Consider the following 24696-nt stretch of genomic DNA (forward strand, 5'->3'; position numbering starts at 1 on the left):
GAAAACTATACGGACATGTACCAGTTCATCCACTGATTTGGAGCAAATCGGGATATCAAGATGAGCTTTATATGAGATTTAAGATTATGACCGACTCGTAAACTGGTCTATTATAACCCACTGTAAAATCTTGAAAATTTAATTTTTTCGTAAAAAACAGGTACACTCAGCGTTCTAGTTATCCCTTTAACGATATTTTACACATTTTTTCTCCATATTTGCAATAACCTCACTAACAGCAGGGATATACATGATTAAAAAGAAATATTGGAAAATTACTTTTCTTACCAGTACCTACCTTTTGATAGGTTGCTTCATGTCGTATGCTCAGGAATCAATCGCAGATAATACGAATGCCACCATCAAGTATAATCGTGATTTTAAAGGTATAGGCCCGAAGGTCTATATTCTCCCTCCTCCTAAGAGCAAAACAGAACAATTAATAGAGCTATTTGACAGTAGTACCAGAAAAGATTTTGCAAAAAAAATAGCTCAGGAACTGCGGTATAAAACATTGCTCAAACAAATCAAAAGTGTGACAGATCAAGCACAATTTCAGTACTTAATTCATCCAGTCCCTGCAGATATAGACAAATGGAATGAACTATTGGCGCGGATCAAAGTGCAATATGATGATATCGCAAACTATACACTGCTCAATGAGGCTGGCTTATTTGCGGTGAATAAAAATTTAACTGATCAAGCAATCGCTTATTTTGAAAATGCGATCCAAATCGCGGCAAAAGCAAACAATAAACAAGATAAAACGATACTGAATCAGAATTTAGCTGTTGTCTTACTTTATGCAGGAAAATTTGAAAAAGCGGAACGTACTGCACAGGAAAATCTGAAGTCTGCTGTCCTATCAAAAAATTATCATGATCAAGCAAATGCGTGGATGCAAATTGCTTTGGCCAAAGGTGGGATGAAAAACTATGATGGCGCAGAACAGGATATCATTAGAAAAGCCATACCCCTTTACAATAAATCAAAGGCTTATGAAGGTAAGATCGTGGCTTGGCAGCAACTCGCACAAGTATACTTTGATCAAAATAAATTTACCGAAGCGCAATGGTTTTTACTGCAGGCGCAACAACTCGCAGAAAGTAAAAAATTCACCAATGAATTAGCTGCAATAGAATATGTATTGGCTTCGTCCAAACTTTTAGACAACAATATCAAAATTGCAAAAAAAGAATTCTTGTCAGCACTTTTAATGGCACGGGAAAGAAAGGATATACATCTTGAACTTGCTGTTTTAGATAAACTTGGGGAGGTGTACATTCGTCTAAAAGACTATAAAGAAGCAGAAAATACGTATGAAGATTTTACAAAACTGAAGACATCTTTTCATCAAGCTATAGATTAGTGAACTACAGCTTGATGAAGAGCTCTTTACTTCAAAACTTCTTCCAAGAAAACGATTAGATGTTTCCATGAGCGCTGTGCTGCTAAGGGATGAAAATCAGCACTGGCAGGATTAGTAAAAGCATGTTTAGCATCGGCATAATAAATCATTTGCCAATCTGCATGAGCTGTTTCCACTTCCTTTCTAAAATTTGAAATTTCTTGATCGGAAACATGGGGATCTGCTGCACCATGAAGTACTAATATTTTAGTGTTAAGTGCTCCATCTGGACGGCTACCTTTGCCCAGGTTGCCATGAACAGAAATAACACCCTGCACTTCTAAGCCCGCTCTTGCAGCCTCTAAGGCTCCCGTTCCACCAAAACAGTAGCCCATAACAGCTAGACGACGTGGACTTGCTCCAGCCTTCAACAGCTGCTCCAAAGCGAGACGAATCCTTCTTTGATAGGCTTGATAGTCCTGCTTATATTTACCTGCCTGCTGCCCTGCTTCAGCTGCATTAGTCGGTTTATTACCTTCGCCATAGATATCAGCAACAAAGGTCATGTACCCCTCCTTGCTCAATTGAACGGCAGCTTGAGTAGCTTCGTCATCGATACCCATCCAAGCTGGAAGAATTAAGACACCAGGAGCACCTTCGCCCGCATCGGTATTGAGCAATCCGGTTAAGACTTGATCTCCATCTTGATATCGAACGTTTTTAAGCTGTCCGAAACTCGCCTCTGTGACGCAAAAACATAGAATTGTCATTATTAAATTTTTCATATGATTATATTAGGTATGAATTCCTTATCGTGGTATGAAATGAACATCTTACATCCAATTTTGTTTAGTTCATGTATCGATCTTGATTCTAAACCGATCATGTGTTGCTATTAGCTATTCCTTACTGCTGCTATGACCCATAAATAACGACTACGGAGATCACTCTGATTCATTTTTTGGTCGTAAGCAGAAGATGCTTTTAGGCACATATACGATTGAATTATAAGCCAGCTGAAGCTTGTGATCCTCTTATAACATTATTATTACAGCATAAATTGCTTACTGGATAAAGATACTTAAATTCACTAAAATGAGTTATTATTACAAGAAATATAAATAGTGGAGATTTTTCAGATAAAGTATCAAATAAATTTGTTGATTTGTTAAAATTATGAACTGAAATTCTTTAAATTTAGCTCTTTGGATTTAAAGCGCTATCTCATATATTAAAAATGACTATTAAAATTATAGAAAATATGTTTAAAAAGCTAATATTCACCCTTTTTGTTATTTCGATCGTCTCCTGTGGCTCGAAGCCGAGAGTTAATCTAACCGAAGTAGAAGGAGGTTTAAAGCCTAGCGCACAACACGAAGTCATCGCAAAAGAAGTTGCAGGACTCTTAGAATCTACCAGTTATAAAAAAGTACAACTGAATGATTCCATTTCAAAGATTGTTTTTGACAATTTAATAAAGACATTGGATCAAGGAAAAAACTACCTATTACAATCCGATATCGATGAATTTCAACAATATCGCAATACGATCGCCCAAGATTTTAGAAATGGTGATCTATCTGCTCCGTTTCATATTTTCAATGTGTACTCTAAGCGCTATTTGGAACGCATGCAGTATGCGCTCAAACAAGTGGATGTTAAACAAGATTTTACATTGGATGAATATTTCCTTCCGAGCAGAGAGAAATTAGGCTGGTTCAAAAACACGGCGGAAGCTGACACGCAATGGAAGCATCGTGTGAAATATGATTTGTTGAATCTGGAAATGACCACTGCTAAAAAAACAGATAGCACGGAAACCAAACAAAGAGAGACCTTGCGTAAACGTTATAACAATTTGATCTCTCAGGGTAAAAAAACAAATTCAAATGATGCATTTCAGTTAATCATGACTGCATTGACAGATGCTGTAGATCCGCACACCTCATACTTCAACCCTTCTTTTGCACAAGCTTTTAATGAAGGCATGGCCAATACGTTTGAAGGAATTGGTGCACGATTGACGATTGACAATGAAATGGTGACTATCAGTGAAATTATACCTGGAGGTCCTATCTTTAAAGATAAAAGCTTAGCCATAGATGATAAGATCGTAGGTGTAGCACAGGGAAAAGACGGTGAATTTGAAGATATCATTGGGTGGAGATTGGATGCTGCTGTAGCAAAAATCAAAGGTCCTGCAGGAACTCTTGTACGATTGAAAATTATACCTGCTGGCCAACCAATAGGCGCACATCCTAAAATAGTATCGCTAACCAGGGAACGCATCGTCGTGGCTGAGGAGTCTGCTAAAAAAGAGATCTTAAATGTAAAAGGAGTAGATGGTAAAACTTATCGTGTTGGTGTCATCAATATTCCAAAGTTCTATATGGATTTTGAGGCATACCGCAAACGTGATCCAAACTACAAAAGTACAACTCGTGATGTGCGGTTATTATTGGATACGCTGAAACAAGAAAAAGTAGATGCAGTATTGATCGACTTGCGATTTAACGGGGGTGGATCTCTACCAGAGGCGATCGACCTGACCGGTTTATTCATTGACAAAGGACCAGTCGTACAAGTACGTGATGTCCGCAATTCAATTGATGTTGAAGAGGATCGCAATGCAGGTGTATCATGGGATGGTCCATTAGGTGTTATGATCAATCGTTTTTCAGCTTCTGCTTCCGAAATTTTTGCAGGTGCTATACAGGATTATGGCCGTGGAGTCATCTTAGGTTCGCAATCATACGGTAAAGGTACCGTACAGTCTGCGGTCGATATGTCGCGCGTGATCAGCCCTACAAGTAAATTATTATTGAAAGCACAACAAGAGAAAGATCCGGACACCCCAAATGGAGCACCTGAATACGGTCAGATCAATATTACGTTAGGTAAATTTTACCGTGTAAATGGCAGCAGCACGCAACATAAAGGAGTAAGTCCTGATGTGACTTTTCCAACACAATATTCTGCAGAGAAATTTGGCGAAAGTTCGGAACCATCCGCTTTACCATGGGATCAAATTAAATCAAGTACCTATAAAAAAGTAGCCGATCTAACGCAGATCAATAAAAAATTGGAGCAAGAGCATGAAGCAAGAATGAAAAACTCAACCGAGTACAAGTTTTTACTGGAAGATATTGCTACGTTTGAAAAACGTGACGAAGAAACCAAAATACCATTGCAACTTGATAAATTTAAAAAAGAACGTGACGATAATCAAAAGAAAAATAGAGATCGTGTAAATGCATTATTGAAACAAAGAGGCTTACCGCTATGGGAAGAAGGAAAACCTCAACCTAAGATGGAGTTTGACTTTGTACAGGAGGAAAGTGCTAAAGTGATGACAGACTTCATCATACAAGAGAAGAAGTAAGAAATCGAATAAAGAAAAAGAAGGGGCTGATCAATACTGATCAGCCCCTTTCTTATATATTAAAGGTAGATTAAGGACTTATTTTCCGGCAGCGTACTTGAAATATTTGTTGATAGTGACTGGTAATTTACCTGTTGTCACATACTGCCCAAGTATTGCTTTGGCAACAGCTCTTTGCATAAACTCATCATTCTGATAAGCCACTAGTATGGTTTTACTCTTGTGTACACCTTTAAAACCATCGATCGCATATGGATTGGTAAAGAACGTCACAATCGATTTTTTAGCTAACTTTTTAACGAGATTTTCCACTTCCTTATTGACAGGCAATTGGGGACGAGGGCGCGAACGTGTATCATGAATTGCCAAAATGATTTGCTTATTTTTCTTAACTTCTTTGATGATCTTTTTCAATTCATCCTGACTTGTTTCATCGGTCACATAATACGTTGTCTCATCCGATAGAGCATCTGCCATAATCTGTTGAAAAGCAGCTGGAGATTTTAATCCAATATTAACAATTGCTGTTTTTTCTGATTTTTTAAATGCTCTTATTTTATCTGTTGATTTTAATACAGTAACCGAGGCTTCAGCCAACTGATCGATCAATTGCTTTGCAGAAGTTCTATTCAGATCACCATAAAGGTTGGTCGGATGGACAGCTTGATATTGATCTAAACCTAACCATAATTTAGAGGCAAGTACTTTTTTAACGCGTGCATCTACATCTGCTTGATTAATCCGACCTTCTTGAATAGCTTTTAGGATGAGATCAATAGCACGATTACTATTTTCAGATACTTCCAATAAATCATGTCCAGCTATTATAGCCATAACATCAGCTTCACCATTAGGGAAAAATTTCTTGACACCGTTCATGTCCATAGCATCTGTAACTGTAAGACCACGAAAACCTAATTCTTCACGCAATATACCGGTCACAATAGGTCTTGATATAGAAGAAGGAATATTAGGTGCTGGATCTAAACTCGGAATATTCATGTGCGCGACCATGATCGCAGGTGCGCCCGCTTTGATCAATTCTTTGAATGGAAACATTTCAAGAGCTTCTAATCGATCTTTGCTAAAAGTAAGCTGAGGCAAATCATGGTGCGAATCCACATCCGTATCGCCATGTCCAGGAAAATGCTTCAAGGACGAAATAATACCACCATTCATCATTCCATCCATATACGCTTTCGCTTTTCGGGTTACATTCTCTTTATTGTCACCAAAGGAACGAAAACCGATCACTGGATTTTTGGGATTATTATTAATATCCACTACCGGAGCAAAATTAAAATGCATACCTATGCGGTGAAAATCTTTTGCAACTTCTTGCCCCATTTGATAAATCAACTGATCATTTTGAACGGCTCCTAATGTCATTTGGTAAGGATAAGATAAGGTCGAATCCGGTAAACGCATCCCTAGCCCCCACTCCCCATCAAATGTAATCAATAACGGTACTTTAGAAAGTTTTTGATATTGGTTAAACATATCGACGTGACGAACGGGTCCTCCTTGAAAAACAACAAGACCTCCCAATTGCTCATTTTTAACCACCTGAGCAACAGAGTCTATGTAACGCTGCCCAAGATTGGTATGTGCACGTACCAAAAATAATTGTGCTATACGCTCTTTGGGAGTCAATGTATTAAATACAGAATCTACCCAACTGTGGGGTGAATTGATATACTTGACAAAGTCTTTTTTGTCCTGTGCTTGTGAAAAAGAGATAGATGATGTCAATGTGACGACAACTAGAGCTAGTTTTTTTAACATAATTAGTTTGTATAAAATAGAGTACTAAGAACGGACATTTTTTACACAATAAAAAACAGTTTGTGCAACAAATTTGATAAAACATGCACAAACTTGCAACGATCGTTCAAAAAAACAGATCAAAAATTACATCAAATCGTATTTTTCTTCGAGGAGAATAGCCAACTCCATGGCATGATCAAGTTCCCCATTAGCTTCTTTTTTCCAAAGGGTATCGATGACTATTAATAGGAGTTCCGTTTCTAAATCTGGGTTTTTATACCCCAGTTCTTTAAAAGCGCGTACAATAATGGCCTGAACAGGCTTCATGAACTGCTCATGTTGCTGTTTCGAAAAAGGATGATGAGAAAGGCGTTCCTGAAGTTTCCAAAAAATAGGTTCATCCGCAACCAATTTACTAGGGAGATTGATCATCTTACGCAAAAAATCTTTAGAATCAACATAAGTCATCATCCCTTTGTGATGAGTAAGCACTTTGCGATAACCAGCCTTAATCAGGTGCACCAATAGGGCATCTTTATTGCCAAAATGTTTAAAAATCAAGGCTTCAGACACACCAGCATTTTGAGCGATAGCTTTGGTAGAGGTATCTGCATATCCTTGCTCAGAAAATAAATTCAAAGCCTCACGAATAATTTTCTCTTTTCTACTCAATACACTATCTTTCATTTTACAATTCTTTTACTGCATACAAACTTAGATAAATTGTATTTTATATCCAATTTATCTAAGTTGAATATAAAAACATTTTAAACCACTATAAACGAGCAATTTATTTAAAAAAATAAGTTATAAATCTTTCCTAATCGACAGATAGCATATAACCGATACCTCTTATATTCGTAATCTTGATGCGGGCATCTTTATTTAGATATTTACGGATCCTACTGATAAAAACATCCAAACTTCTACCCGAAAAATATTTATCATAACTCCAATACGTTTTCATGATATCTTCTCTTGGTACGACTTGATTTCTATTTTCATATAAGCTTCGCAATAATTCACTTTCTCGGTAAGACAATTTAATCGCTTCTCCATGGTAACTCAATGTCTGCTTGAGACTGTCCAGCACATAATCGCCAATCATCAAATTTTGGCTAAACTGCATTTTTGGACTATTTTTCAATAACGATTGAATACGCACAACAAGCTCTTCGATGCGAAAAGGTTTTTTCACATAATCATTTGCTCCTAGATGAAAGCCTTTTACCACATCATCCGTTTGTACGCGAGCAGTTAGAAAAATAATCGGAATTTGACTATCGCGCTCTCGAATATGAGTCGCCAGTGTAAAACCGTCCATAACTGGCATCATCACATCAATCAACAAAATATCAGGCTTTTCCTTTTCGAATGATCGTAAAGCAGTCTGCCCTTCCTGACAATGTCTGACAGAAAAGCCATTCATTTCCAAACTATCTGTAACAATAAGAGCTAAACTAGGTTCATCTTCTACATATAAGATATCAATCATAATGCTATTATTTTGGTAATTTAATGATAAAGGTACTACCTTTATTTAAACTGCTTTTCACGGATATTTTTCCTCCATGTTGCACAATAACCTGACGCACATAGGCCAAGCCTATCCCAAACCCCTTTACCTGATGTAAATTTCCTTCGGGTACTCGAAAAAACATCTCGAAAATCTCTTTCTGATATTCTGGAGCGATGCCTTTACCCTGATCAGAAACTGTAAATTCAACATGATCAGCATATTCTTGCACGGCAATTTTAATATCGACAGGATCTCCAGAATATTTAACGGCATTCTCTAATAAATTATTAATGACATTTCTCAAGTGGGAGATATCGGCATTGATCGATAAAAACGGGATATCCAGATCCAAAGATATGAGCACTTGTTTATTGACATTAATTCCAAAAGTGTTTGCCGCATCTTTCAAAACTTGAATCAGATCCACTTGACTTTTATCCAATTTCAGCCCAGTATGTTCGTCTACATCTAACTGTAAAACACGATCAATCATATCAGAGAGGTGATCAAGCTCATTTCTGGAAATCGCCAAATAGCGGTCCATCTTTTCATGATCATGCCTTACGCCGTACAGTTGTATTGCCTCAATAGCGGTCATCACGGTAGAAACAGGTGTCTTTAATTCGTGTGTCATATTGTTAACAAATGCTTTTTGCATCTCTGCCAGTCTATTCTGCCGAAAGATGGTCTTAAAAAGATAGATAAAAGAACCTATAAAAATACTGACCAAAAGAATAGCAATACCCAATTGCCAGCCAAGATCAAACAGGAGATTTTTCCAAACGTGCTTAAATTTGACGATCAAAAATTTACTTTCGACCGCGTCGATCATGATGGGCCGTGTCCAAGATAATTTTTTGGCTCTATATTCCTTCCGAATAGCGAAAAGGCTATCACGCGGAAATAACTCAGTGGTAATTTCATAATCGGCACGCACCCCCTTCGCTTCAAGTGCCGAATGAAACTTTTCTTTTATCTCAGCAATCAAAGCATCAGAGATCTTAATTTGTGAAAATAAATAAGGAGCCATCAGTTCGCCGCCAGATTTACCATTGAGGTGCTTTTGCTTATAATCCTGGTGCATGTCAGCATCTCCGCGCAATGGACGACCTTTATAGCTAGAAACCAAATCTTTAAAAAGGGTATCAATTTCAGCATCCGTATATTTTGATCTCAGATTTTTGCGCAAAGTACCTAATGCCCCTCCTTGCTCCCTTTTGATATCGTTGCTATGCGCTTGATAGACATCTTGAACTACATTAAACATGCTTCTTTCCGCTGAAGAAAGAAAGAGCTCAAGGCGATTATTATAGCTTCCGTATAACCAGATCGCCAGAATGCTAATCATTCCGATACCGGTTAATACCGAAAGTGTTATCAATAATTTAAACTTATTTGCCATAATTAAAAACAAATTTAAATTACTAGATTTGCATTCGCCTTGGTAATTAACCATATTTAACAAAATATAACACTGATTAACAATGCGCATTGATTACATTTGCATTATTCAATTTTTAAGCATGATAAGAAACTTTAAGAGACGTAGTGTTCAATTTTTATTCTCAGCGTTATTACTGATAGGCATTTCAGCTTGTAATAAAGATATTTCGCTCTCTTTAGACAATTCAAGAGATGAATCTATGGGCATCGTTCCTGTTGATTCGATTCAAGTGAATGCATCTACTTATCAACTCGATGATGTACCCACATCAGGAACTGGAGTGATCCTCGTTGGAAAAAACAGCAATACAACTACGGGATCAGTTCGTTCAACTTCTTATATGCGTCTTGGAATTGGAAATATTACGACTGCTTCTATTCCAACTGCAGCGCAATACGACTCCATCACGTTTGTTTTAAAACCCAATAAATATTTTTACGGAGATACCACGAAAACGCAGACAATAGCTGTTCACGAAGTAAAAGAGCAAATTACGTTGAAAGAGATCAACTCGGGTTCTGATATCAATGAAAGACCTGTGTTTGTAAGTGGTGCAGCTATTTACAATAATCAAAAGTTTGCCTATAATCCTAATGCATTAGGAACCTTATCGTTCAGACCTTTTGTTAAAAGATTAGATTCATTAGCCGTTAGATTGGACGATAACTTAGGTAGTACTTTATTTTCCATGATAAAAGAAGGAAGATCAACAATTTCTTCAAATCAAAATTTTATTGATTATTTTAAAGGTATTGCAATTGTACCAGGAGAAAATAATACAGCCATTATCGGTTATAAAGATACGGTAAGCATGCAAATCCATTATAATTTTGTAAATGCGCAAGGTTTTAAAGTGAATGGCGTTGCTAAATTTAATTTAGCAGATAAGGCTTATCAATTTAATAATATCGAAGCAGACCGCACAGGAACAGCTTTCAGCGCTTTAAGTATCGCAAATCCAGAACTCACTAGTAGTGTGACAGATGGTGATGTCTTCTTGGAAGGTAGCACAGGAGCTGTGGTCAAAATAACTTTTCCGACACTTTTGGCTTTAGTTAATGATCCAACTGTAGCAATCAATAAGGCAGAACTCGTTATAGAGACAGAAAGTAAATACCATAACTCATTTTTTAACTCACCATCAAGTGTGATATTAATGGTGGCCAATGGATATGGCAATCCGATGAGTATAGTAAATTCACCATTTTCAACAACAGTACAACAAGCGACCTATATTGGAGCTAATGACTTTGGAGCAAATGCAAAATATACGTTCAATTTGATCGAATATCTAAATAATATTAAAAAAGACAGCTATTATAAATCTTCACTATTTTTGAGTTTACCGACAACAGGATTATTCTCAAATACAGATCGACTTATTGTGGCAAAAGATGCAAATAACAAACCAAAAATAAAATTAAACATCTTATATACTAAATTTTAACAGTTTATGAACAAGAAAAATTGGCTACTTATCATATTAGCGTGCGTCGTAACTTTCTCTACTTACTCTTGTAAATCGAAAGATAAAAATGATGCAGACGAAGTAGTAGAATGGACAAGAGCGTCTGCTTTCGATGGTGATGCAAGAAGTGGAGCAGTATCTTTCTTAGTTAACAATATTGCTTACGTAACTACAGGTCTTTCAAAAGAAGGACAAGTAGATGTTCGTAAAACAGATACTTGGGCCTACAGCCCATCTGCAGGAACTTGGTCTCAAAAGGCTGCGTTTCCAGGTGCACCGCGTAACAACGCTGTTGCTTTTGCTATTGGTGACAATGGTTATGTAGGTACAGGTTATGATGGATCTAATGCTTTATCTGACTTTTATAAGTATGATACTAAAAATAATACTTGGACGAAAATTGCAGATCTTCCTGCTGAAGCACGATTTGGTGCTGTTGCATTTTCAATTGGAGGATTTGGATACGTAGGTACAGGCTCTAGAAATAATACTGATAATAATGTAAAATCTTTCTACAAATATAATCCTACTACAAATGAATGGTCAGCTGTAGATAGCCCATTAGAATCGAACAGAAGATATGGTTTTGCTTTTGTCATCAATAACATTGCTTATGTAGGTGGTGGTGTTGATAATAGCTCATATCCTGAAGACTTCTTCAAATATGACGGTATTAAATGGACTAAATTAAATAATTTAAACCGCAATGACAACTCATACACATACAATCTAACACGTTCTAATACAGCTACTTTTGTATTAAACAATTTAGCTTATGTCGTAGGTGGTGTAAAACAAACGGTTATAAACACAATCTGGGAATATAACCCTACAACTGATGTTTGGAATGCTGACAATCAAGTATTCCAAGGTCAGGCTAGACAAGATGCTGTTGGATTCGGAATCGACAATGTTGGCTATGTAACTACAGGTCAAAACGGATCAAACAAATACTATGATACTTGGAAATTTGTTCCAGTAAAATAATTCACGTTTATTAAACGTAAAAAAGGGTTTGTATCATATGGTACAAACCCTTTTTTACTTACAAACTTTGGTAAACCGCAATCATGGTCTACTAGTATATACTCGTCATCATAAAAACTGGGAACGAAGCTATAAGTCGTCAAAAGATCAGCAACAGCTTGAGCAACGAGAAACCCAGGGCACCGTTCAGCATCCGATCGACTGGAAGATGAGAAAACAAAAAGGAGCTATAACAGGTGTTACAGCTCCTTTTCTTATATCCATTAAGAATTAAATTAATCCTTTTTCTATCAGTGTTTCTGCAATTTGAATGGTATTCGTAGCAGCACCTTTACGAAGATTATCCGCAACCACCCACATGTTTAATGTATTTGCCTGTGATTCGTCACGACGTATACGTCCGACAAAAACTTCGTCTTTTCCATGTGCATCCTTTGGCATTGGATATTGCAAATTAGATGGATCATCTACTACAATGACACCGCTTTGCGCGGATAAAGCTGCACGAACATCTGCTAGATCAAAATCATTTTCAAACTCAATGTTTAAAGATTCTGAGTGTCCTCCAATTACTGGAATACGCACTGTGGTTGCCGTTACTTTTATCGAATCATCTCCCATGATTTTGTTTGTTTCCAAAATCATCTTCATTTCTTCTTTGGTATATCCATTTTCTTGAAATACATCAATTTGAGGAATGACATTTAAATCGATCTCATATGCATATGCTTTCTCGCCATCCTTTATACCAGCACGCTCGTTCATCAATTGATCAACTGCTTTTACACCCGTACCGGTTACAGATTGGTATGTAGAAACAACAACACGTTTAATTTTATATTTATCATGAAGCGGCTTTAATGCAACGACCATCTGGATTGTAGAGCAATTAGGATTTGCAATAATTTTATCTTCGGCAGTTAAGACATGTGCATTCACTTCGGGAACGACTAATTTCTTAGTCGGATCCATACGCCAAGCAGATGAATTATCAATAACTGTTATTCCAGCAGCGGCAAATAATGGCGCATACTCAAGAGATGTACCACCTCCTGCCGAGAATAAAGCAACATCAGGTTTTAAAGCAATAGCTTCAGATGGTGTAACCACCTTATACTTCTTTCCCTTAAAATCAATTTCCTTACCCTTACTACGCTCTGAAGCTACTGGAATTAATTCTGAAACTGGGAAATTGCGCGCTGCTAACACTGTTAGCATCTCAGTACCTACAAGGCCTGTTGCGCCGACTACTGCGATTTTCATCTTGTTACTTTTTCTTTAATTTGTTATGAAATTTTTCTATAAATATTCTAAATAGAATATTGTTATTTCTCAAACTTACGAAATTCGAGCTAAATATTTGATGATTATTGCAAAAAAATAGGGAAATAGATATTAATATCAATAAGTTAAAACGATTTTAATAAAATATCTTAAAACAATGCGGTATTTAAAAGTCAAACTAGTAATCAACAAAGCTCCTTTAAGAGCGGATATATAGGCATCGCGCTCATCAAGAGGAGCAACACTTCAAAGAGCTTCTTAACGGATATCATCTTTTGACCCGGGGTAGTAATGGTATGAGAATTATGATCACAAATAAGAGGTCCAAAAAAAATTCATAAAAAATGCATCCAACACACTATTAAAGTTGTATAACAATAAGGTAAAATCGGAGATTTAAAAACGAAATAAATTGATTTGATAAATCTGGTCAAGTTTAATGAAAAAAAAGCAATCGATTGCTTTGTAATGTCAAGAAAGAAAATGAAAAAAATATCAATAAATTCGATTAAAAAAAGGTCCGGAAAACGGGTGTAAAACATCAAACAACAGCACAAGAACAGTTTGATAATAAATACTTTACCAAACAATTAGTATTGGAAAAAGAAGATTATAAGCTACTTTTGAAACATTGATTAGGATAATAAAAATACTATATTTGCATCGATGAAAGAAAGCATTATTATAATCGGTGCAAATGGCCAAATCGGAACTGAATTGGCTACAGCTTTAAGAGAAAAATTTGGTACTGAAAGTGTCGTTACTTCCGACATTAGGGAACCTCAAAATTTAAAGGACGGGGAAATTTTCGAGCCCCTAAATGTACTTGATAAAAGTGCGATAGAATCCTTATTTCAAAAATATAAACCCACACAAGTATATCTATTGGCCGCAATGCTATCGGCAACTGGTGAAATATATCCAAAAAAAGCTTGGGATCTCAATATGAACGGTCTTTTGAACGTGTTAGACCTAGCTGTTGAATATAAGATCGAAAAAATCTTTTGGCCAAGTTCAATCGCAGTATTCGGACCACATTCTCCGAAAACAGATACAGATCAATATTGTATCATGGATCCAAACACGATCTACGGTATTAGTAAATTGGCAGGCGAAAGACTTGTCGAATGGTATCAAGAGCACCGTGGATTGGATATCCGCAGTATTCGCTATCCAGGTATTATTTCATGGAAAGCGGAACCAGGAGGTGGAACGACCGATTATGCTGTACATATTTTTTATGATGCATTGAAGAAAGGTAGTTATGAATGTTTTCTATCGGAAGATACTGCTTTACCGATGCTGTATATGGATGACGCGATTCGTGGCACTTTGCAACTGATGGATGCTCCAAAGGAAAGTTTAACGATTCGTTCAAGTTACAATCTTACTGGAGTAAGTTTCACTCCAAAAGAACTTGCTGAAGAAATTAAAAAAATTCTTCCTAATTTTGCAATCACTTACTCGGAGAATGATCCTAGACAGGCGATTGCAGATTCATGGCCTGCTAGTATTGAAGATTCTCCAGCGAGAGCGGATTGGAATTGGAAGCCTGCTTTTGATTTAGCAAAGCTTACTGCCGATATGATTGAGAATCTTAAAACAAACAAACTATAACATGGGAAGAGCTTTCGAATTTAGAAAAGAACGTAAATTTAAACGCTGGGCCAAAATGGCCATCCAATTTACGCGTTTAGGTAAAGAAATTGCAATTTCGGTGAAGGAAGGTGGTCCTCACCCAGAGTCAAATTCTAGATTACGTACAGCGATAAACAATGCGAAAGCTGTAAATATGCCTAAAGATCGCGTAGAAGCGGCTATCAAAAGAGCTTCTGAAAAAGATTCTAAAGGCTATGAAGAATATGTATATGAGGGATACGGTCCACACGGTGTACCGATCTTAATTGAAACAGCAACTGACAATACCAATAGAACTGTTGCCAATATACGCAGCTACTTCACCAAAGCTGGTGGCACCTTGGGTAAAACTGGATCTTTGGATTTTATTTTTAACCGTAAATCTTTGTTCAGATTCCCCGCAACTGAGGATGTGGATATTGAAGAGCTGGAGCTAGAACTTATCGATGGTGGTCTTGAAGAATTATATCTAGAGGCCGATGAGGAAGGAAATGATGTTGTAGTTGTTCAAACTTCATTTGAAGATTTTGGAAATATGCAACGCTTATTGGAAGAAAAAGGTATTGCGGTTTCTTCTGCCAAGTTAGAACGCATCGCTTTATCACACACTGATATTTCGGAAGAAGATGCGGCTGATGTGTTAAAATTGATAGACAAAATCGAAGAGGATGATGATGTTCAAGCGGTCTACCACAACATGGCATAAGTACAAACTTATTATAATACAAAGAAGAGCGTAAAGCTCTTTTTTTATGCCAAAAATTTAGCTTTAATCCTTTTGAGGCTATTAAAGATTAATAAAATACTATACATTTGTAGTAGACTAAATGTTTTCAGGATGACTTTTGAAGAATTTTTCGCTAAAAAAAAGATTGACTTAGCTGCTTTACAAAAAGCAGATCAATCACTATATGAAGAATTTAAAAAACATTATGTTGCTATGGGGGCCAAAAGTTTTGATCATACCAAGAAATTTTGGTTTAATAGGCTCCGTAAAAGTTATCATCTAGCAGAAACGATTGTCGAAAAAAAAGAAGTGCAACCAGCTAGTGAGAAAGAACAGCAGTCTGTGAAAGCAGAAGCCAGTCCTGCAACTACTACAGCTACAGGCTTTAAACCTCGTTTTAAAGCTCCCGTAACAGCAAAGGATAGCATACCTCAAGAACTTGAAAATCCAGAACGTACTCTTGAAAAAGCTAATGAATCGACAACCACTAAAGAGGACATAGCTAAACCTGCTGGATTTAAGCCCCGTTTTAAAGCTGGGGTGACCAAACCGGCCACAACAGCACAGGATACAACACCTGTTGGTCAACAGGCCGAAGCACAAGCTGATCCTACTGATGCATCCAATACCGCAGCACAAGCAACAGCAGCTGATCTTTCGACAGAACCAAGCAGCAAACCTGCCGGATTTAAGCCTCGTTTTAAAGCTGGAGTAACGAAACCGGCGACAGCAGCACTGGAAACAACACCTGTTGGTCAACAGGCCGAAGCACAACCTGATCCTACTGCTGCATCCAATAATGCAGCACAAGCAACAGCAGCTAATCTTCCGACAGAACCAAGCAGCAAACCTGCCGGATTTAAGCCCCGTTTTAAAGCTGGGGTGACCAAACCGGCCACAGCAGCACAGGATACAACACTTGTTGGTCAACAGGCCGAAGCACAACCTGATCCTACTGCTGCATCCAATAATGCAGCACAAGCAACAGCAGCTGATCTTCCGACAGAACCAAGCAGCAAACCTGCCGGATTTAAGCCCCGTTTTAAAGTTGGAGTAACGAAACCGGCGACAGCAGCACAGGATATAACACCTGTTGGTCAACAGGCCGAAGCACAAGCTGATCCAACTGCTGTATCCAATACCGCAGCACAAGCAACAGCAGCTGATCTTCCGACAGAACCAAGCAGCAAACCTGCTGGATTTAGGCCTCGCTTTAAAGCTGGAGTAACGAAACCGGCGACAGTAGCACAGGATACAACACCTGTTGGTCAACAGGCCGAAGCACAACCTGATCCAACTGATGCATCCAATACCGCAGCACAAGAAACAGCAGCTGATCTTCCGACAGAACCAAGCAGCAAACCTGCTGGATTTAGGCCTCGTTTTAAAGCTGGAGTAACCAAACCGGCGACAGCAGCACAGGATACAACATCTGTTGGTCAACAGGCCGAAGCACAACCTGATCCAACTGATGCATCCAATACCGCAGCACAAGAAACAGCAGCTGATCTTCCGACAGAACCAAGCAGCAAACCTGCCGGATTTAAGCCTCGTTTTAAAGCTGGGGTGACGAAATTAAAAAATAAGGATACGGATTAAAAAAACATTTATTTTTTATACCTTCATTTAATTACATTTGTATATAAATAATTTCGACTATATAAACTATCTGTCATGTTAAAAGAGGAAAGACAAGCTTTCATTATACACCAAATCAATTTACATAATAAAGTATTATCGTCAGACTTAAGCATTCAGCTCAATGTTTCTGAAGATACAATCCGTCGTGATTTAAATGAATTGGCAGAAAATGGAAAAGTACTAAAGGTATATGGAGGTGCATTATCAAAGTCTTTTCAATTTCCATTTCAAGATGGAAATGTATATGCAAAAGAAGCTAAAAAAGAAATTGCAAGAAAAGCCATTTCTCTACTTCAAAATGGAATGACAATTCTTGCTGGGGGTGGAACAACTATGATCGAGTTGGCTCGACTTGTTCCAGATAGTCTTCAATGTACTATTTTCACCATCAGCCCCTTAGTGGCCTTAGAGCTAGCAGAAAAGCCAAATTTAGAGGTTATTTTAATTGGTGGCAAATTATCCAGAAATACGAATATTGTATCAGGATCCCAAGTAACAAACGAATTGTCTGATATTAAAGTTGACATTTGTTTATTAGGAACAAATAGCCTTTCCACGCAGGATGGCGTAACAGATTCGGATTGGGAAGTTGTACAGATCAAAAAAGCAATGATTAAATGTTCCAGTAAATTAGTGATCCTCAGTATTGCAGAAAAATTGAACTCGGTTCAAAAGATGAAAGTGGTACCCCTTCATGATGTCAATTATCTTGTCACAGATCTAGATCCAGAACATCCTAGTCTATCTGAATTCAAGAGTGCTATTAATGTACTCTAATCATTTACGACTATATTCTCCTGCAAACCTCTAAAAAAAATCAGTAGGTTTGCATCATAATGAAAATACCAGCATTACCAGGATTTAATCCAGAAGCATTCGAAAAATATTTCAAAAACACAGGTTGGCTGTTGTTAGCCCGTGTTGGATCTCTTTTTGTCAAAATGTTGGTGACCTCATTTGCCTTGCCCTCCTATCTTGGAAGTGCAAACTTTGGTACTTACAATTATCCTCTGGTCTTATTGGCCTTTTTTACTGGAATCGCCACCATGGGTACCGATGGATTGATCACGAGGCAACTATTACAGCATCCAGAAAGAGAAGATGTACTCTTGGGCTCTGCCCTACGCATTCGGATCATAACTGGTTTTTTAGTTTTGCCACTTGTTTACCTCACCTATTTCCTCATCGCTCATTTTGCACCAGAAGCTCCTGCGGCCTCTTTCAAACAGGTTGCACTTGTATCATTAATCTGTATTATTCAAGCCGTACAGATCATCGATAGCTTTTTTCAGGCACAGGTAAAGGGAAAAATGATTATGATGGTACAAGTTGGAGGTAATGTACTTTCTGCTGCAATAAAATTGATACTCATCCTCGTAAAAGCTCCTTTAGATGCTTTCATCTGGACACTAGTTTTTGATGTCATTATTTTACAGATTGGCTATCTAGCGCTTTACCGTAAACTTGGTCATCGTATTTCATCCTGGAAATATGATAAAGCGACTGCTAGAGAGCTGATCAAACTAGGTTGGCCACTAGCATTTTCGTCCTTGTTTATCACCTTTTATATGAAGATAGATCAACTCATGATCGACGCTCTATTGGGAAAATCGGCATTAGGGGTTTATTCTATTGTAGTAAGTCTCAGTGAAAGTTGGTATTTCATGCCTGTAGCAATTTCTACATCCTTATTTCCTGCTATTATGAACGCCAGGAAAGGAAGCCCTGAATTATACCAGAAAAGATTGGGTAACTTATACGAGCTCATGGTATTTATCAGTTTATCAGTTGCTTTGGTAGTTACATTACTTGCACCTTTTCTTTTTAAATATTATTATGCTCCAGAGTATGGAGAAGGATTACATACGCTCCAAGTGCATATTTGGGCAGGTGTATTTACATTCTTAGGCACAGCGAGCGCACAGTTTCTCATTGCTGAAGGGCTTACCAAAATCACCCTCTACCGCACGGCATTCGGAGCGCTTATCAATGTTGTATTGAACTACTTCTTAATTCCTAAATTTGGAATTATTGGCGCGGCTTATGCTACTTTAATCGCTTATTTTGCTTCTACTTTTTTCTTACTATTCATTAAGAGAACTCGGCCAAATGCGATTCTGATGATCAGATCACTTTTTTTACTGGGATTATTATCTACTGTAAAAGATAAATTTTTAAAAATAAATCGTTAAGTTTATTTCTACTATAAACTTAAAAATATGGAAAAAACAGGTAGTTATCGATCCTTACTGAATAGCAAACTCATAAAAGGCCTGCTCTCTTTGGCTTTTAAAGGATATTTCGTAGAAACAGGCTGGACAAACTCCTATTTAAAAAAAGAATCATTAGATCCCAACGGTAATCCTATTCCTTGGTTAACCTATTCTTTCTTAGACTTTATCGATGGTAGATTAAATAAAGAATTATTACTTTTTGAATATGGTGCAGGTAATTCCACCTTATTTTATGCAAAGCATGTCAAAAATGTGACCGCTGTCGAACATGATGAAAATTGGTTTGAACGTATTAAAAATCAAATGCCTGCAAATGTAACAATAAAAAATATTGACTTAGAGGCAGATGATTATGTGCATGCAATCCTACAACAAGATCAGCTTTTTGACATCGTTATTGTTGATGGCAGGAAACGAATATCTTGTTGCAGAAACGCTATTAAGAGATTAAATGATACCGGTGTCCTCATATTAGACGATGCGGAAAGAAAACACTATCAGCCCGCTATAGACTATCTGCTACAACAAGGATTTAAACACATCCCCTTCTCAGGAATTGCAATAGGTGCAATCCATAGAAAGGTAACCTCTCTATTTTATAAAGAAAATAACTGCTTAGGAATATAAGAATGTCAACAGCACCTATTATCTTATTTGTATACAATCGACCGGATCACACATTACGTACCTTAGAGGCTCTAGAGAAGAATGATTTAGCTTCTTCTTCCGAACTGTTTATCTATTCGGATGCTCCAAAGAATGAAAAATCAAAACCTGCCGTAGATCAGGTGAGGGAGATCATCAATAGCGATTGGAAGTTTAAAAAAATACACCTCATTTTCCGCGATACAAATTGCGGGCTGGCAGCCAATGTAATTGATGGCGTCTCCAAGATTGTCAAGCAGTATGGTCGGATTATCGTTCTAGAGGATGATCTCACCACTTCCCCATTCGCGCTCAGCTATTTTAACGATGCTCTGGATCGTTATCAGGATGAAGAGCGTGTGATGCAAATATCAGGATACGGCTACCCCTTGAAAGATTTAGAGAATCTACCTGAAACATTTTTCTTCAGGGTGGCAAATAGTTGGGGATGGGCCACATGGGATCGTGCTTGGAAACATTTCAACGCCGATATTCATCAGTTGACCGATGACTTTACGATAGAACAAATTCATCAATTCAGTATAGAAGGAAAGGAGAATTTCTGGAAACAGGTGCAGGAATTTAAAGCGGGAAAGATTAATTCTTGGGCAATCCGCTGGTATGCCTCTGTTTTTAAAAAGAATGGTTTGGTACTCTATCCCAGAAATTCATTAACCCAAAATATTGGCAATGATGGTTCTGGTACACATACCGCAGCCGAGAATACCTACAGGGTGGTACTTGCTGATAAAAAAATAACGGAATTTCCACTAGAAATAAAAGAGCATACACAAGCTTATGAATCAATTAAGTATTTTTATGCCCATAGAAAAGGTTCACTCTTGCAAAGAGGAATCCGTTTTGCCAAAAAGAAAATCAACGAACTAAAAAAATAGTATGTATAACAATCCTACGTTTTCCATCATTACAGTCGTTTATAACAATGTACGGGATATCGAACATACCATCAAATCCGTTGTTAACCAAACGTATAAACATCTCGAATACATTGTCATTGATGGCGTCTCTACCGATGGTACCTTGGATGTGATCGAAAAATACAAATCAAATATCGCTATTCTTGTGTCCGAAAAAGATAAAGGAATTTATGATGCGATGAATAAGGGTCTAGCACGTGCAACTGGGGATTATGTTCTTTTTTTAAATTCGGGGGACGAACTGTACAGCAAAGAAACATTGGCTAATATCGCTGAAGTAAGTGAAGGTGCTGATATCTTATACGGTGAAACCTTTTTGATAAACGATCAACGTGAAATCATTGGTGAACGTAGACATCAAGTTCCTGCACATTTTAATTGGAAAAGTTTTCGTTACGGCATGAACATCTGTCATCAAGCAATTTATGTCAAGCGTACCATTGCCGAACCCTATGATCTCCGGTATACCTTATGTGCAGATATTGATTGGGTAATAAAAGCTGCTAAGAAAGCTAATATATGTGTTAATGCCAATCAGCATGTCGCTCGCTATCTGGTCGGAGGCATGTCCAAACAAAGGCATCGAGAATCTTTAAAGGAACGTTTTGAAATCTTTCAAAAATATTATGGTACGATTCCCAATCTATTTAATCACCTTGTCATTGCTTTCAAAATGATTGTATATCGTATCAAAAATGGTAATCCCGCAGACTAATGATGAATCCTGAAATATTAACAGAACTCGTAACAGTAAAAATGCCTTTTGGAAAATACCAAGGCTATACGTTATGTAATCTTCCCGAACCTTATCTAGTGTGGTTTCACCAAAAGGGTTTTCCAGCAGGAAAGTTGGGAATTCAATTGGGCACTCTTTATGAGATAAAATTAAATGGATTGGAATATCTATTGGACCCTTTGAAGAAAAGGTAACGAATATCATTTATTTCAATCATATTTTTTTATTTTATCATGGTATTTGTTCTTCATGGACTGATGAGAAAATGTTAAAAATTGCATAATTTCCAATTTTTAACTAAGTTTGCGCTATAATTCATTTGCATTAAACGCCGTTTGCAGCGGTATCAATGAAAACTATGGCACACTATCAAACATTACTGTACTATTGCTACAGTCCCATTGCTGACGCAGAAAAATTTGCGGCGGATCACTTAGAATTTTGTAAATCATTAAACCTAGTTGGACGTATTATTGTTGCTGACGAAGGTCTAAATGGTACGGTTTCGGGCTCACCTGAGTCTTGTCAAGCCTACATGGATGCTATCTATGCCGATGGTAGATTTAATCATACCGAATTCAAGATTGATGATGTAACAGAACCGTCTTTTATCAAGATGCACTGCCGTTACAAAACTGAAATTGTACACTCGGGTTTACGTGATCCAAAAATAATCGATCCAACACTGAAAACAGGGATTCATCTTGAACCGAAAGACTTCATGGAAATGAAAGATCGTGATGATGTTGTTGTGCTCGATGTTCGCTCGAATTACGAACACAATGTGGGTCGCTTTAAAAATGCGGTGACATTGGATATTGAAAATTTCAGAGAATTTCCAGAAAAAGTAAAAGAACTGGAACAATACAAAGGAAAAAAAATCTTAACCTATTGTACTGGTGGTATAAAATGTGAAAAAGCTTCAGCGCTATTATTAGCCGAGGGTTTTGAAGATGTTTACCAACTACATGGCGGAATTATCAAATATGGTAAAGAAGCGGGTGGTAAAGATTTTGATGGGAAGTGCTATGTATTTGATAATAGAGTGACCGTTGATGTTAACTCGATAAATCCAGTGGTTGTATCTACTTGCAAAAATTGCGGTAAACAAACTCCCAAGATGATCAATTGTGCTAGTCCAAGTTGTAATGAGCACTTTACACAATGCGACGAATGCGGAGAAAAACTAGAAGGCTGTTGTTCAACAGCTTGTCAAGAAGATCCACTAAAGCGTCCGTATGATGGTACAGGTTATTATGTGAAAATACCTCAACCTGTTAATATCGAAAAAATAAGCAAAAGAAAACATAAAAACTTTCCACCTAAAGTTAGTTTAGAAAATTCCTTATAAATAACAAAAGGCTTGAACAGATTGTTCAAGCCTTTTGTTATTTAATATTCTATAATCAGCTATTGCTCCACCAGTTTTGTCGCTTTTTCATGCTCTATTTCCGTAATGGTCGAGGTCTTGCTCATCTCTACATTATTTTGATTACGAGCTACTGTCCAGCGTCCTAATGTTAGATTATATTCACCTCCCAAACTTACGAAATAACCCACATCTGCCGTATTGTACTTTAGAAATAATTGATTTGTTCCTTGTTTGAAGAAGGGTTGAGATTCCATCGTTAAAGGATTGATGACATCATAAAAATCATTATTTGTAATACGATAACCTTTATTTCCTTCCCAAAGGGCTCCTCCACCAGAATTATATAGCACATCGACGGGCTTGGAATCTTTTGTCACGGTGGTTCCTTTGAAAACAGCAATGCCAAAGGCATTGCCACTGTTGGCTAACAATCCTGAAGTTTTATTTCCAAAATCAAATCCATTATTTTCATTGTAATCATAATTTAACACCCAATTGGAAGTTTCCAAACTTGTGGAAGCGCTTCCATTGATCATCTGATATTTTCCCCCGACATAAAAGAACGTACCTTTACGAGCGATACCTGTTGTTAAATTAAACTTGTACGTTCTCATACCTCCAGTTGCCCACCCATTCGCTGGTGCACCCGTAGGCGTTGAAGCATTGGCATTATTGCTCACAACTACGGCATAAGGTGTTTTCGAGAAATCGATATCTTCTGTAGCCATGAATTGCATATATTCATAGTTAGTATCTGAACCTTTAACATCACTAGCAAAACCTGTGATCACAATGGATGCGAGTTCAATTTCAGAACTTAGCATCAAAATATCTTCTTTTGCGCGACATCTCAGATAAGGAGTACGTAGACCTGCACCATCTTCCTGACTAAAAACAATCCCATAATAATTCCCGAGAATATATGGTGATTGTTGGGAAAATTCAGCCTTTTCATTGGTTACTAACTTTATGTTTGCAAAACCGTCATTCAAGACTTTAGTTCCAGATAGTACATCTCCAGCTTTCGGAATTGGATTAAACCCTCCCTTTAAAATAATAACCAAAGTACTTTCATAGGCCTCGGGATTTTCCAATATGGCCTTTGAGGTCACCACATTGTTTTTAATCGGTCGTCCAGAAGCGACCTTTAAAATTTGATTTTCTCTGATATTTTTAAGTTTCAATAGACCATCCTCCCTCAAAAGTTGACTGCCTATAATATCAATAATGACCGAATCTCCAGGTTGATAATTCATTGCAGCATCGCCAAGATCGATTGAAATCCCACGCAACTTCCCTAAACGTCTTGTATCTTGTACGACTAATAATCCATCAGGCAGATTGCCGCCTTTATGATCGGATACGACTAGTGCTGCTAACTTACTGGAACCACCTAGTTTTTCTGCATCTAGTGTTACTACTTCTCCTTTAAATAGAGCCCGAAGATCAAAGATACCAATGTATGAACTAATTGTTGCTCCTGGATAATTGGTGTCTTGACATGATGTCATGGCCACCAGAACCACCATCACTTTAATAATATTAAATAATATTTTTTTCATCTTA

22 protein-coding genes are annotated in these 24696 nt (G+C 37.4%); 15 read left to right on the forward strand and 7 right to left on the reverse strand.

The features are described 5' to 3' along the window. Positions 1-250: 250 nt before the first annotated feature. Positions 251-1369, forward strand: a complete 1119-nt coding sequence (locus B3P23_RS12685; RefSeq protein ID WP_293926555.1) for a tetratricopeptide repeat protein — start codon at positions 251-253, stop codon at positions 1367-1369. Between the two features lie 26 nt (positions 1370-1395). On the opposite strand, the gene B3P23_RS12690 is transcribed toward B3P23_RS12685, so the two are convergent. Continuing rightward, on the reverse strand, positions 1396-2133 hold the full coding sequence (locus B3P23_RS12690; RefSeq protein WP_045754051.1) for a dienelactone hydrolase family protein: 738 nt from the start codon (positions 2131-2133) through the stop codon (positions 1396-1398). 476 nt (positions 2134-2609) lie between these two features. Between B3P23_RS12690 and B3P23_RS12695 the strand changes: the two genes are divergently transcribed. After that, positions 2610-4730, forward strand: coding sequence for a carboxy terminal-processing peptidase (locus B3P23_RS12695; protein ID WP_094772755.1), 2121 nt, complete (start codon positions 2610-2612; stop codon positions 4728-4730). A gap of 78 nt (positions 4731-4808) precedes the next feature. Here B3P23_RS12695 and B3P23_RS12700 read toward each other — a convergent pair whose 3' ends face one another. The 4 genes from B3P23_RS12700 to B3P23_RS12715 all read right to left on the reverse strand — a co-directional run bounded on the left by B3P23_RS12700 (position 4809) and on the right by B3P23_RS12715 (position 9418). Continuing rightward, positions 4809-6515: a glycoside hydrolase family 3 protein gene (locus B3P23_RS12700; RefSeq protein WP_260947703.1), complete on the reverse strand. Its 1707-nt coding sequence runs from the start codon at positions 6513-6515 to the stop codon at positions 4809-4811. 126 nt (positions 6516-6641) lie between these two features. After that, positions 6642-7184 carry a TetR/AcrR family transcriptional regulator gene (locus tag B3P23_RS12705; RefSeq protein ID WP_293926564.1) on the reverse strand — a complete coding sequence of 181 codons (543 nt, stop codon included), beginning with the start codon at positions 7182-7184 and terminating at the stop codon, positions 6642-6644. Positions 7185-7317: 133 nt separating this feature from the next. Next, positions 7318-7992 carry a response regulator transcription factor gene (locus B3P23_RS12710; RefSeq protein WP_045754055.1) on the reverse strand — a complete coding sequence of 225 codons (675 nt, stop codon included), beginning with the start codon at positions 7990-7992 and terminating at the stop codon, positions 7318-7320. A gap of 7 nt (positions 7993-7999) precedes the next feature. Continuing rightward, positions 8000-9418 (reverse strand): sensor histidine kinase, encoded by a 1419-nt coding sequence (locus tag B3P23_RS12715; RefSeq protein ID WP_293926567.1) that lies wholly within the window; start codon positions 9416-9418, stop codon positions 8000-8002. 121 nt (positions 9419-9539) lie between these two features. On the opposite strand from B3P23_RS12715, the gene B3P23_RS12720 reads away from it, so the two are divergent. The 3 genes from B3P23_RS12720 to B3P23_RS12730 are packed head-to-tail and all read left to right on the forward strand — an operon-like array spanning position 9540 to position 12189. Beyond that, complete coding sequence (locus B3P23_RS12720; protein ID WP_293926570.1) at positions 9540-10907, forward strand: DUF4270 family protein; 1368 nt, start codon at positions 9540-9542, stop codon at positions 10905-10907. Between the two features lie 6 nt (positions 10908-10913). Continuing rightward, on the forward strand, positions 10914-11915 hold the full coding sequence (locus B3P23_RS12725) for a Kelch repeat-containing protein (RefSeq protein WP_094772758.1): 1002 nt from the start codon (positions 10914-10916) through the stop codon (positions 11913-11915). Positions 11916-11952: 37 nt separating this feature from the next. Then, complete coding sequence (locus B3P23_RS12730) at positions 11953-12189, forward strand: hypothetical protein (RefSeq protein ID WP_293926572.1); 237 nt, start codon at positions 11953-11955, stop codon at positions 12187-12189. Here B3P23_RS12730 and B3P23_RS12735 read toward each other — a convergent pair. Continuing rightward, positions 12186-13178 (reverse strand): aspartate-semialdehyde dehydrogenase, encoded by a 993-nt coding sequence (locus B3P23_RS12735; RefSeq protein WP_045754059.1) that lies wholly within the window; start codon positions 13176-13178, stop codon positions 12186-12188. The two genes, B3P23_RS12730 and B3P23_RS12735, sit on opposite strands and share 4 nt — an antisense overlap. Before the next feature lie 687 nt (positions 13179-13865). Here B3P23_RS12735 and B3P23_RS12740 point away from each other — a divergent pair. From B3P23_RS12740 to B3P23_RS12785, 10 genes are all read left to right on the forward strand, one after another. Then, positions 13866-14816, forward strand: a complete 951-nt coding sequence (locus B3P23_RS12740) for an NAD-dependent epimerase/dehydratase family protein (RefSeq protein WP_045754060.1) — start codon at positions 13866-13868, stop codon at positions 14814-14816. A gap of 1 nt (position 14817) precedes the next feature. Further along, complete coding sequence (locus B3P23_RS12745) at positions 14818-15543, forward strand: YebC/PmpR family DNA-binding transcriptional regulator (RefSeq protein ID WP_045755492.1); 726 nt, start codon at positions 14818-14820, stop codon at positions 15541-15543. Positions 15544-15675: 132 nt separating this feature from the next. Further along, positions 15676-17163, forward strand: a complete 1488-nt coding sequence (locus B3P23_RS12750) for a hypothetical protein (protein ID WP_293926576.1) — start codon at positions 15676-15678, stop codon at positions 17161-17163. A 75-nt stretch (positions 17164-17238) separates the two neighbouring features. Next, positions 17239-17982: a DeoR/GlpR family DNA-binding transcription regulator gene (locus tag B3P23_RS12755; protein WP_045755164.1), complete on the forward strand. Its 744-nt coding sequence runs from the start codon at positions 17239-17241 to the stop codon at positions 17980-17982. Between the two features lie 59 nt (positions 17983-18041). Then, a complete protein-coding gene (locus tag B3P23_RS12760; RefSeq protein ID WP_045755163.1) occupies positions 18042-19397 on the forward strand; it encodes a flippase in 1356 nt (451 codons plus the stop codon). Positions 19398-19424: 27 nt separating this feature from the next. Beyond that, entirely contained in the window at positions 19425-20066 is a 642-nt protein-coding gene (locus B3P23_RS12765) for a hypothetical protein (RefSeq protein ID WP_094771684.1), read from the forward strand. Positions 20067-20068: 2 nt separating this feature from the next. Beyond that, a complete protein-coding gene (locus B3P23_RS12770) occupies positions 20069-20980 on the forward strand; it encodes a glycosyltransferase family 2 protein (protein WP_293926586.1) in 912 nt (303 codons plus the stop codon). Between the two features lies 1 nt (position 20981). Further along, the gene (locus B3P23_RS12775; RefSeq protein WP_293926588.1) at positions 20982-21737 is read left to right on the forward strand and encodes a glycosyltransferase family 2 protein; all 756 of its coding nucleotides are present in this window, start codon (positions 20982-20984) and stop codon (positions 21735-21737) included. Then, complete coding sequence (locus tag B3P23_RS12780) at positions 21737-21952, forward strand: DUF3820 family protein (protein WP_045755159.1); 216 nt, start codon at positions 21737-21739, stop codon at positions 21950-21952. Before B3P23_RS12775 ends, B3P23_RS12780 begins: the two co-directional genes overlap by 1 nt. Positions 21953-22116: 164 nt before the next feature. Continuing rightward, a complete protein-coding gene (locus B3P23_RS12785) occupies positions 22117-23109 on the forward strand; it encodes a rhodanese-related sulfurtransferase (protein ID WP_045755715.1) in 993 nt (330 codons plus the stop codon). Between the two features lie 59 nt (positions 23110-23168). Here the strand turns inward: B3P23_RS12785 and B3P23_RS12790 are convergent, their stop codons facing one another. Continuing rightward, complete coding sequence (locus tag B3P23_RS12790; protein ID WP_094771685.1) at positions 23169-24692, reverse strand: DUF5689 domain-containing protein; 1524 nt, start codon at positions 24690-24692, stop codon at positions 23169-23171. Between the last annotated feature and the right edge of the window lie 4 nt (positions 24693-24696).

The sequence above is a fragment of the Sphingobacterium sp. UBA6320 genome, from assembly GCF_002440335.1.
In the GTDB taxonomy this organism is placed as follows: Bacteria; Bacteroidota; Bacteroidia; order Sphingobacteriales; family Sphingobacteriaceae; genus Sphingobacterium.

What these genes read in the sequence shown, in the direction of transcription:
- B3P23_RS12745 (WP_045755492.1), top strand. Translation starts at nt 14,818, where the DNA reads ATGGGAAGAGCTTTCGAATTTAGAAAAGAACGTAAATTTAAACGCTGG.
- B3P23_RS12705 (WP_293926564.1), bottom strand. Translation starts at nt 7,184, where the DNA reads ATGAAAGATAGTGTATTGAGTAGAAAAGAGAAAATTATTCGTGAGGCT.
- B3P23_RS12775 (WP_293926588.1), top strand. Translation starts at nt 20,982, where the DNA reads ATGTATAACAATCCTACGTTTTCCATCATTACAGTCGTTTATAACAAT.
- B3P23_RS12760 (WP_045755163.1), top strand. Translation starts at nt 18,042, where the DNA reads ATGAAAATACCAGCATTACCAGGATTTAATCCAGAAGCATTCGAAAAA.
- B3P23_RS12715 (WP_293926567.1), bottom strand. Translation starts at nt 9,418, where the DNA reads ATGGCAAATAAGTTTAAATTATTGATAACACTTTCGGTATTAACCGGT.
- B3P23_RS12695 (WP_094772755.1), top strand. Translation starts at nt 2,610, where the DNA reads ATGTTTAAAAAGCTAATATTCACCCTTTTTGTTATTTCGATCGTCTCC.
- B3P23_RS12685 (WP_293926555.1), top strand. Translation starts at nt 251, where the DNA reads ATGATTAAAAAGAAATATTGGAAAATTACTTTTCTTACCAGTACCTAC.
- B3P23_RS12770 (WP_293926586.1), top strand. Translation starts at nt 20,069, where the DNA reads ATGTCAACAGCACCTATTATCTTATTTGTATACAATCGACCGGATCAC.
- B3P23_RS12735 (WP_045754059.1), bottom strand. Translation starts at nt 13,178, where the DNA reads ATGAAAATCGCAGTAGTCGGCGCAACAGGCCTTGTAGGTACTGAGATG.
- B3P23_RS12780 (WP_045755159.1), top strand. Translation starts at nt 21,737, where the DNA reads ATGATGAATCCTGAAATATTAACAGAACTCGTAACAGTAAAAATGCCT.
- B3P23_RS12785 (WP_045755715.1), top strand. Translation starts at nt 22,117, where the DNA reads ATGGCACACTATCAAACATTACTGTACTATTGCTACAGTCCCATTGCT.
- B3P23_RS12765 (WP_094771684.1), top strand. Translation starts at nt 19,425, where the DNA reads ATGGAAAAAACAGGTAGTTATCGATCCTTACTGAATAGCAAACTCATA.
- B3P23_RS12710 (WP_045754055.1), bottom strand. Translation starts at nt 7,992, where the DNA reads ATGATTGATATCTTATATGTAGAAGATGAACCTAGTTTAGCTCTTATT.
- B3P23_RS12730 (WP_293926572.1), top strand. Translation starts at nt 11,953, where the DNA reads ATGGTACAAACCCTTTTTTACTTACAAACTTTGGTAAACCGCAATCAT.
- B3P23_RS12700 (WP_260947703.1), bottom strand. Translation starts at nt 6,515, where the DNA reads ATGTTAAAAAAACTAGCTCTAGTTGTCGTCACATTGACATCATCTATC.
- B3P23_RS12750 (WP_293926576.1), top strand. Translation starts at nt 15,676, where the DNA reads ATGACTTTTGAAGAATTTTTCGCTAAAAAAAAGATTGACTTAGCTGCT.
- B3P23_RS12790 (WP_094771685.1), bottom strand. Translation starts at nt 24,692, where the DNA reads ATGAAAAAAATATTATTTAATATTATTAAAGTGATGGTGGTTCTGGTG.
- B3P23_RS12690 (WP_045754051.1), bottom strand. Translation starts at nt 2,133, where the DNA reads ATGAAAAATTTAATAATGACAATTCTATGTTTTTGCGTCACAGAGGCG.
- B3P23_RS12725 (WP_094772758.1), top strand. Translation starts at nt 10,914, where the DNA reads ATGAACAAGAAAAATTGGCTACTTATCATATTAGCGTGCGTCGTAACT.
- B3P23_RS12720 (WP_293926570.1), top strand. Translation starts at nt 9,540, where the DNA reads ATGATAAGAAACTTTAAGAGACGTAGTGTTCAATTTTTATTCTCAGCG.
- B3P23_RS12755 (WP_045755164.1), top strand. Translation starts at nt 17,239, where the DNA reads ATGTTAAAAGAGGAAAGACAAGCTTTCATTATACACCAAATCAATTTA.
- B3P23_RS12740 (WP_045754060.1), top strand. Translation starts at nt 13,866, where the DNA reads ATGAAAGAAAGCATTATTATAATCGGTGCAAATGGCCAAATCGGAACT.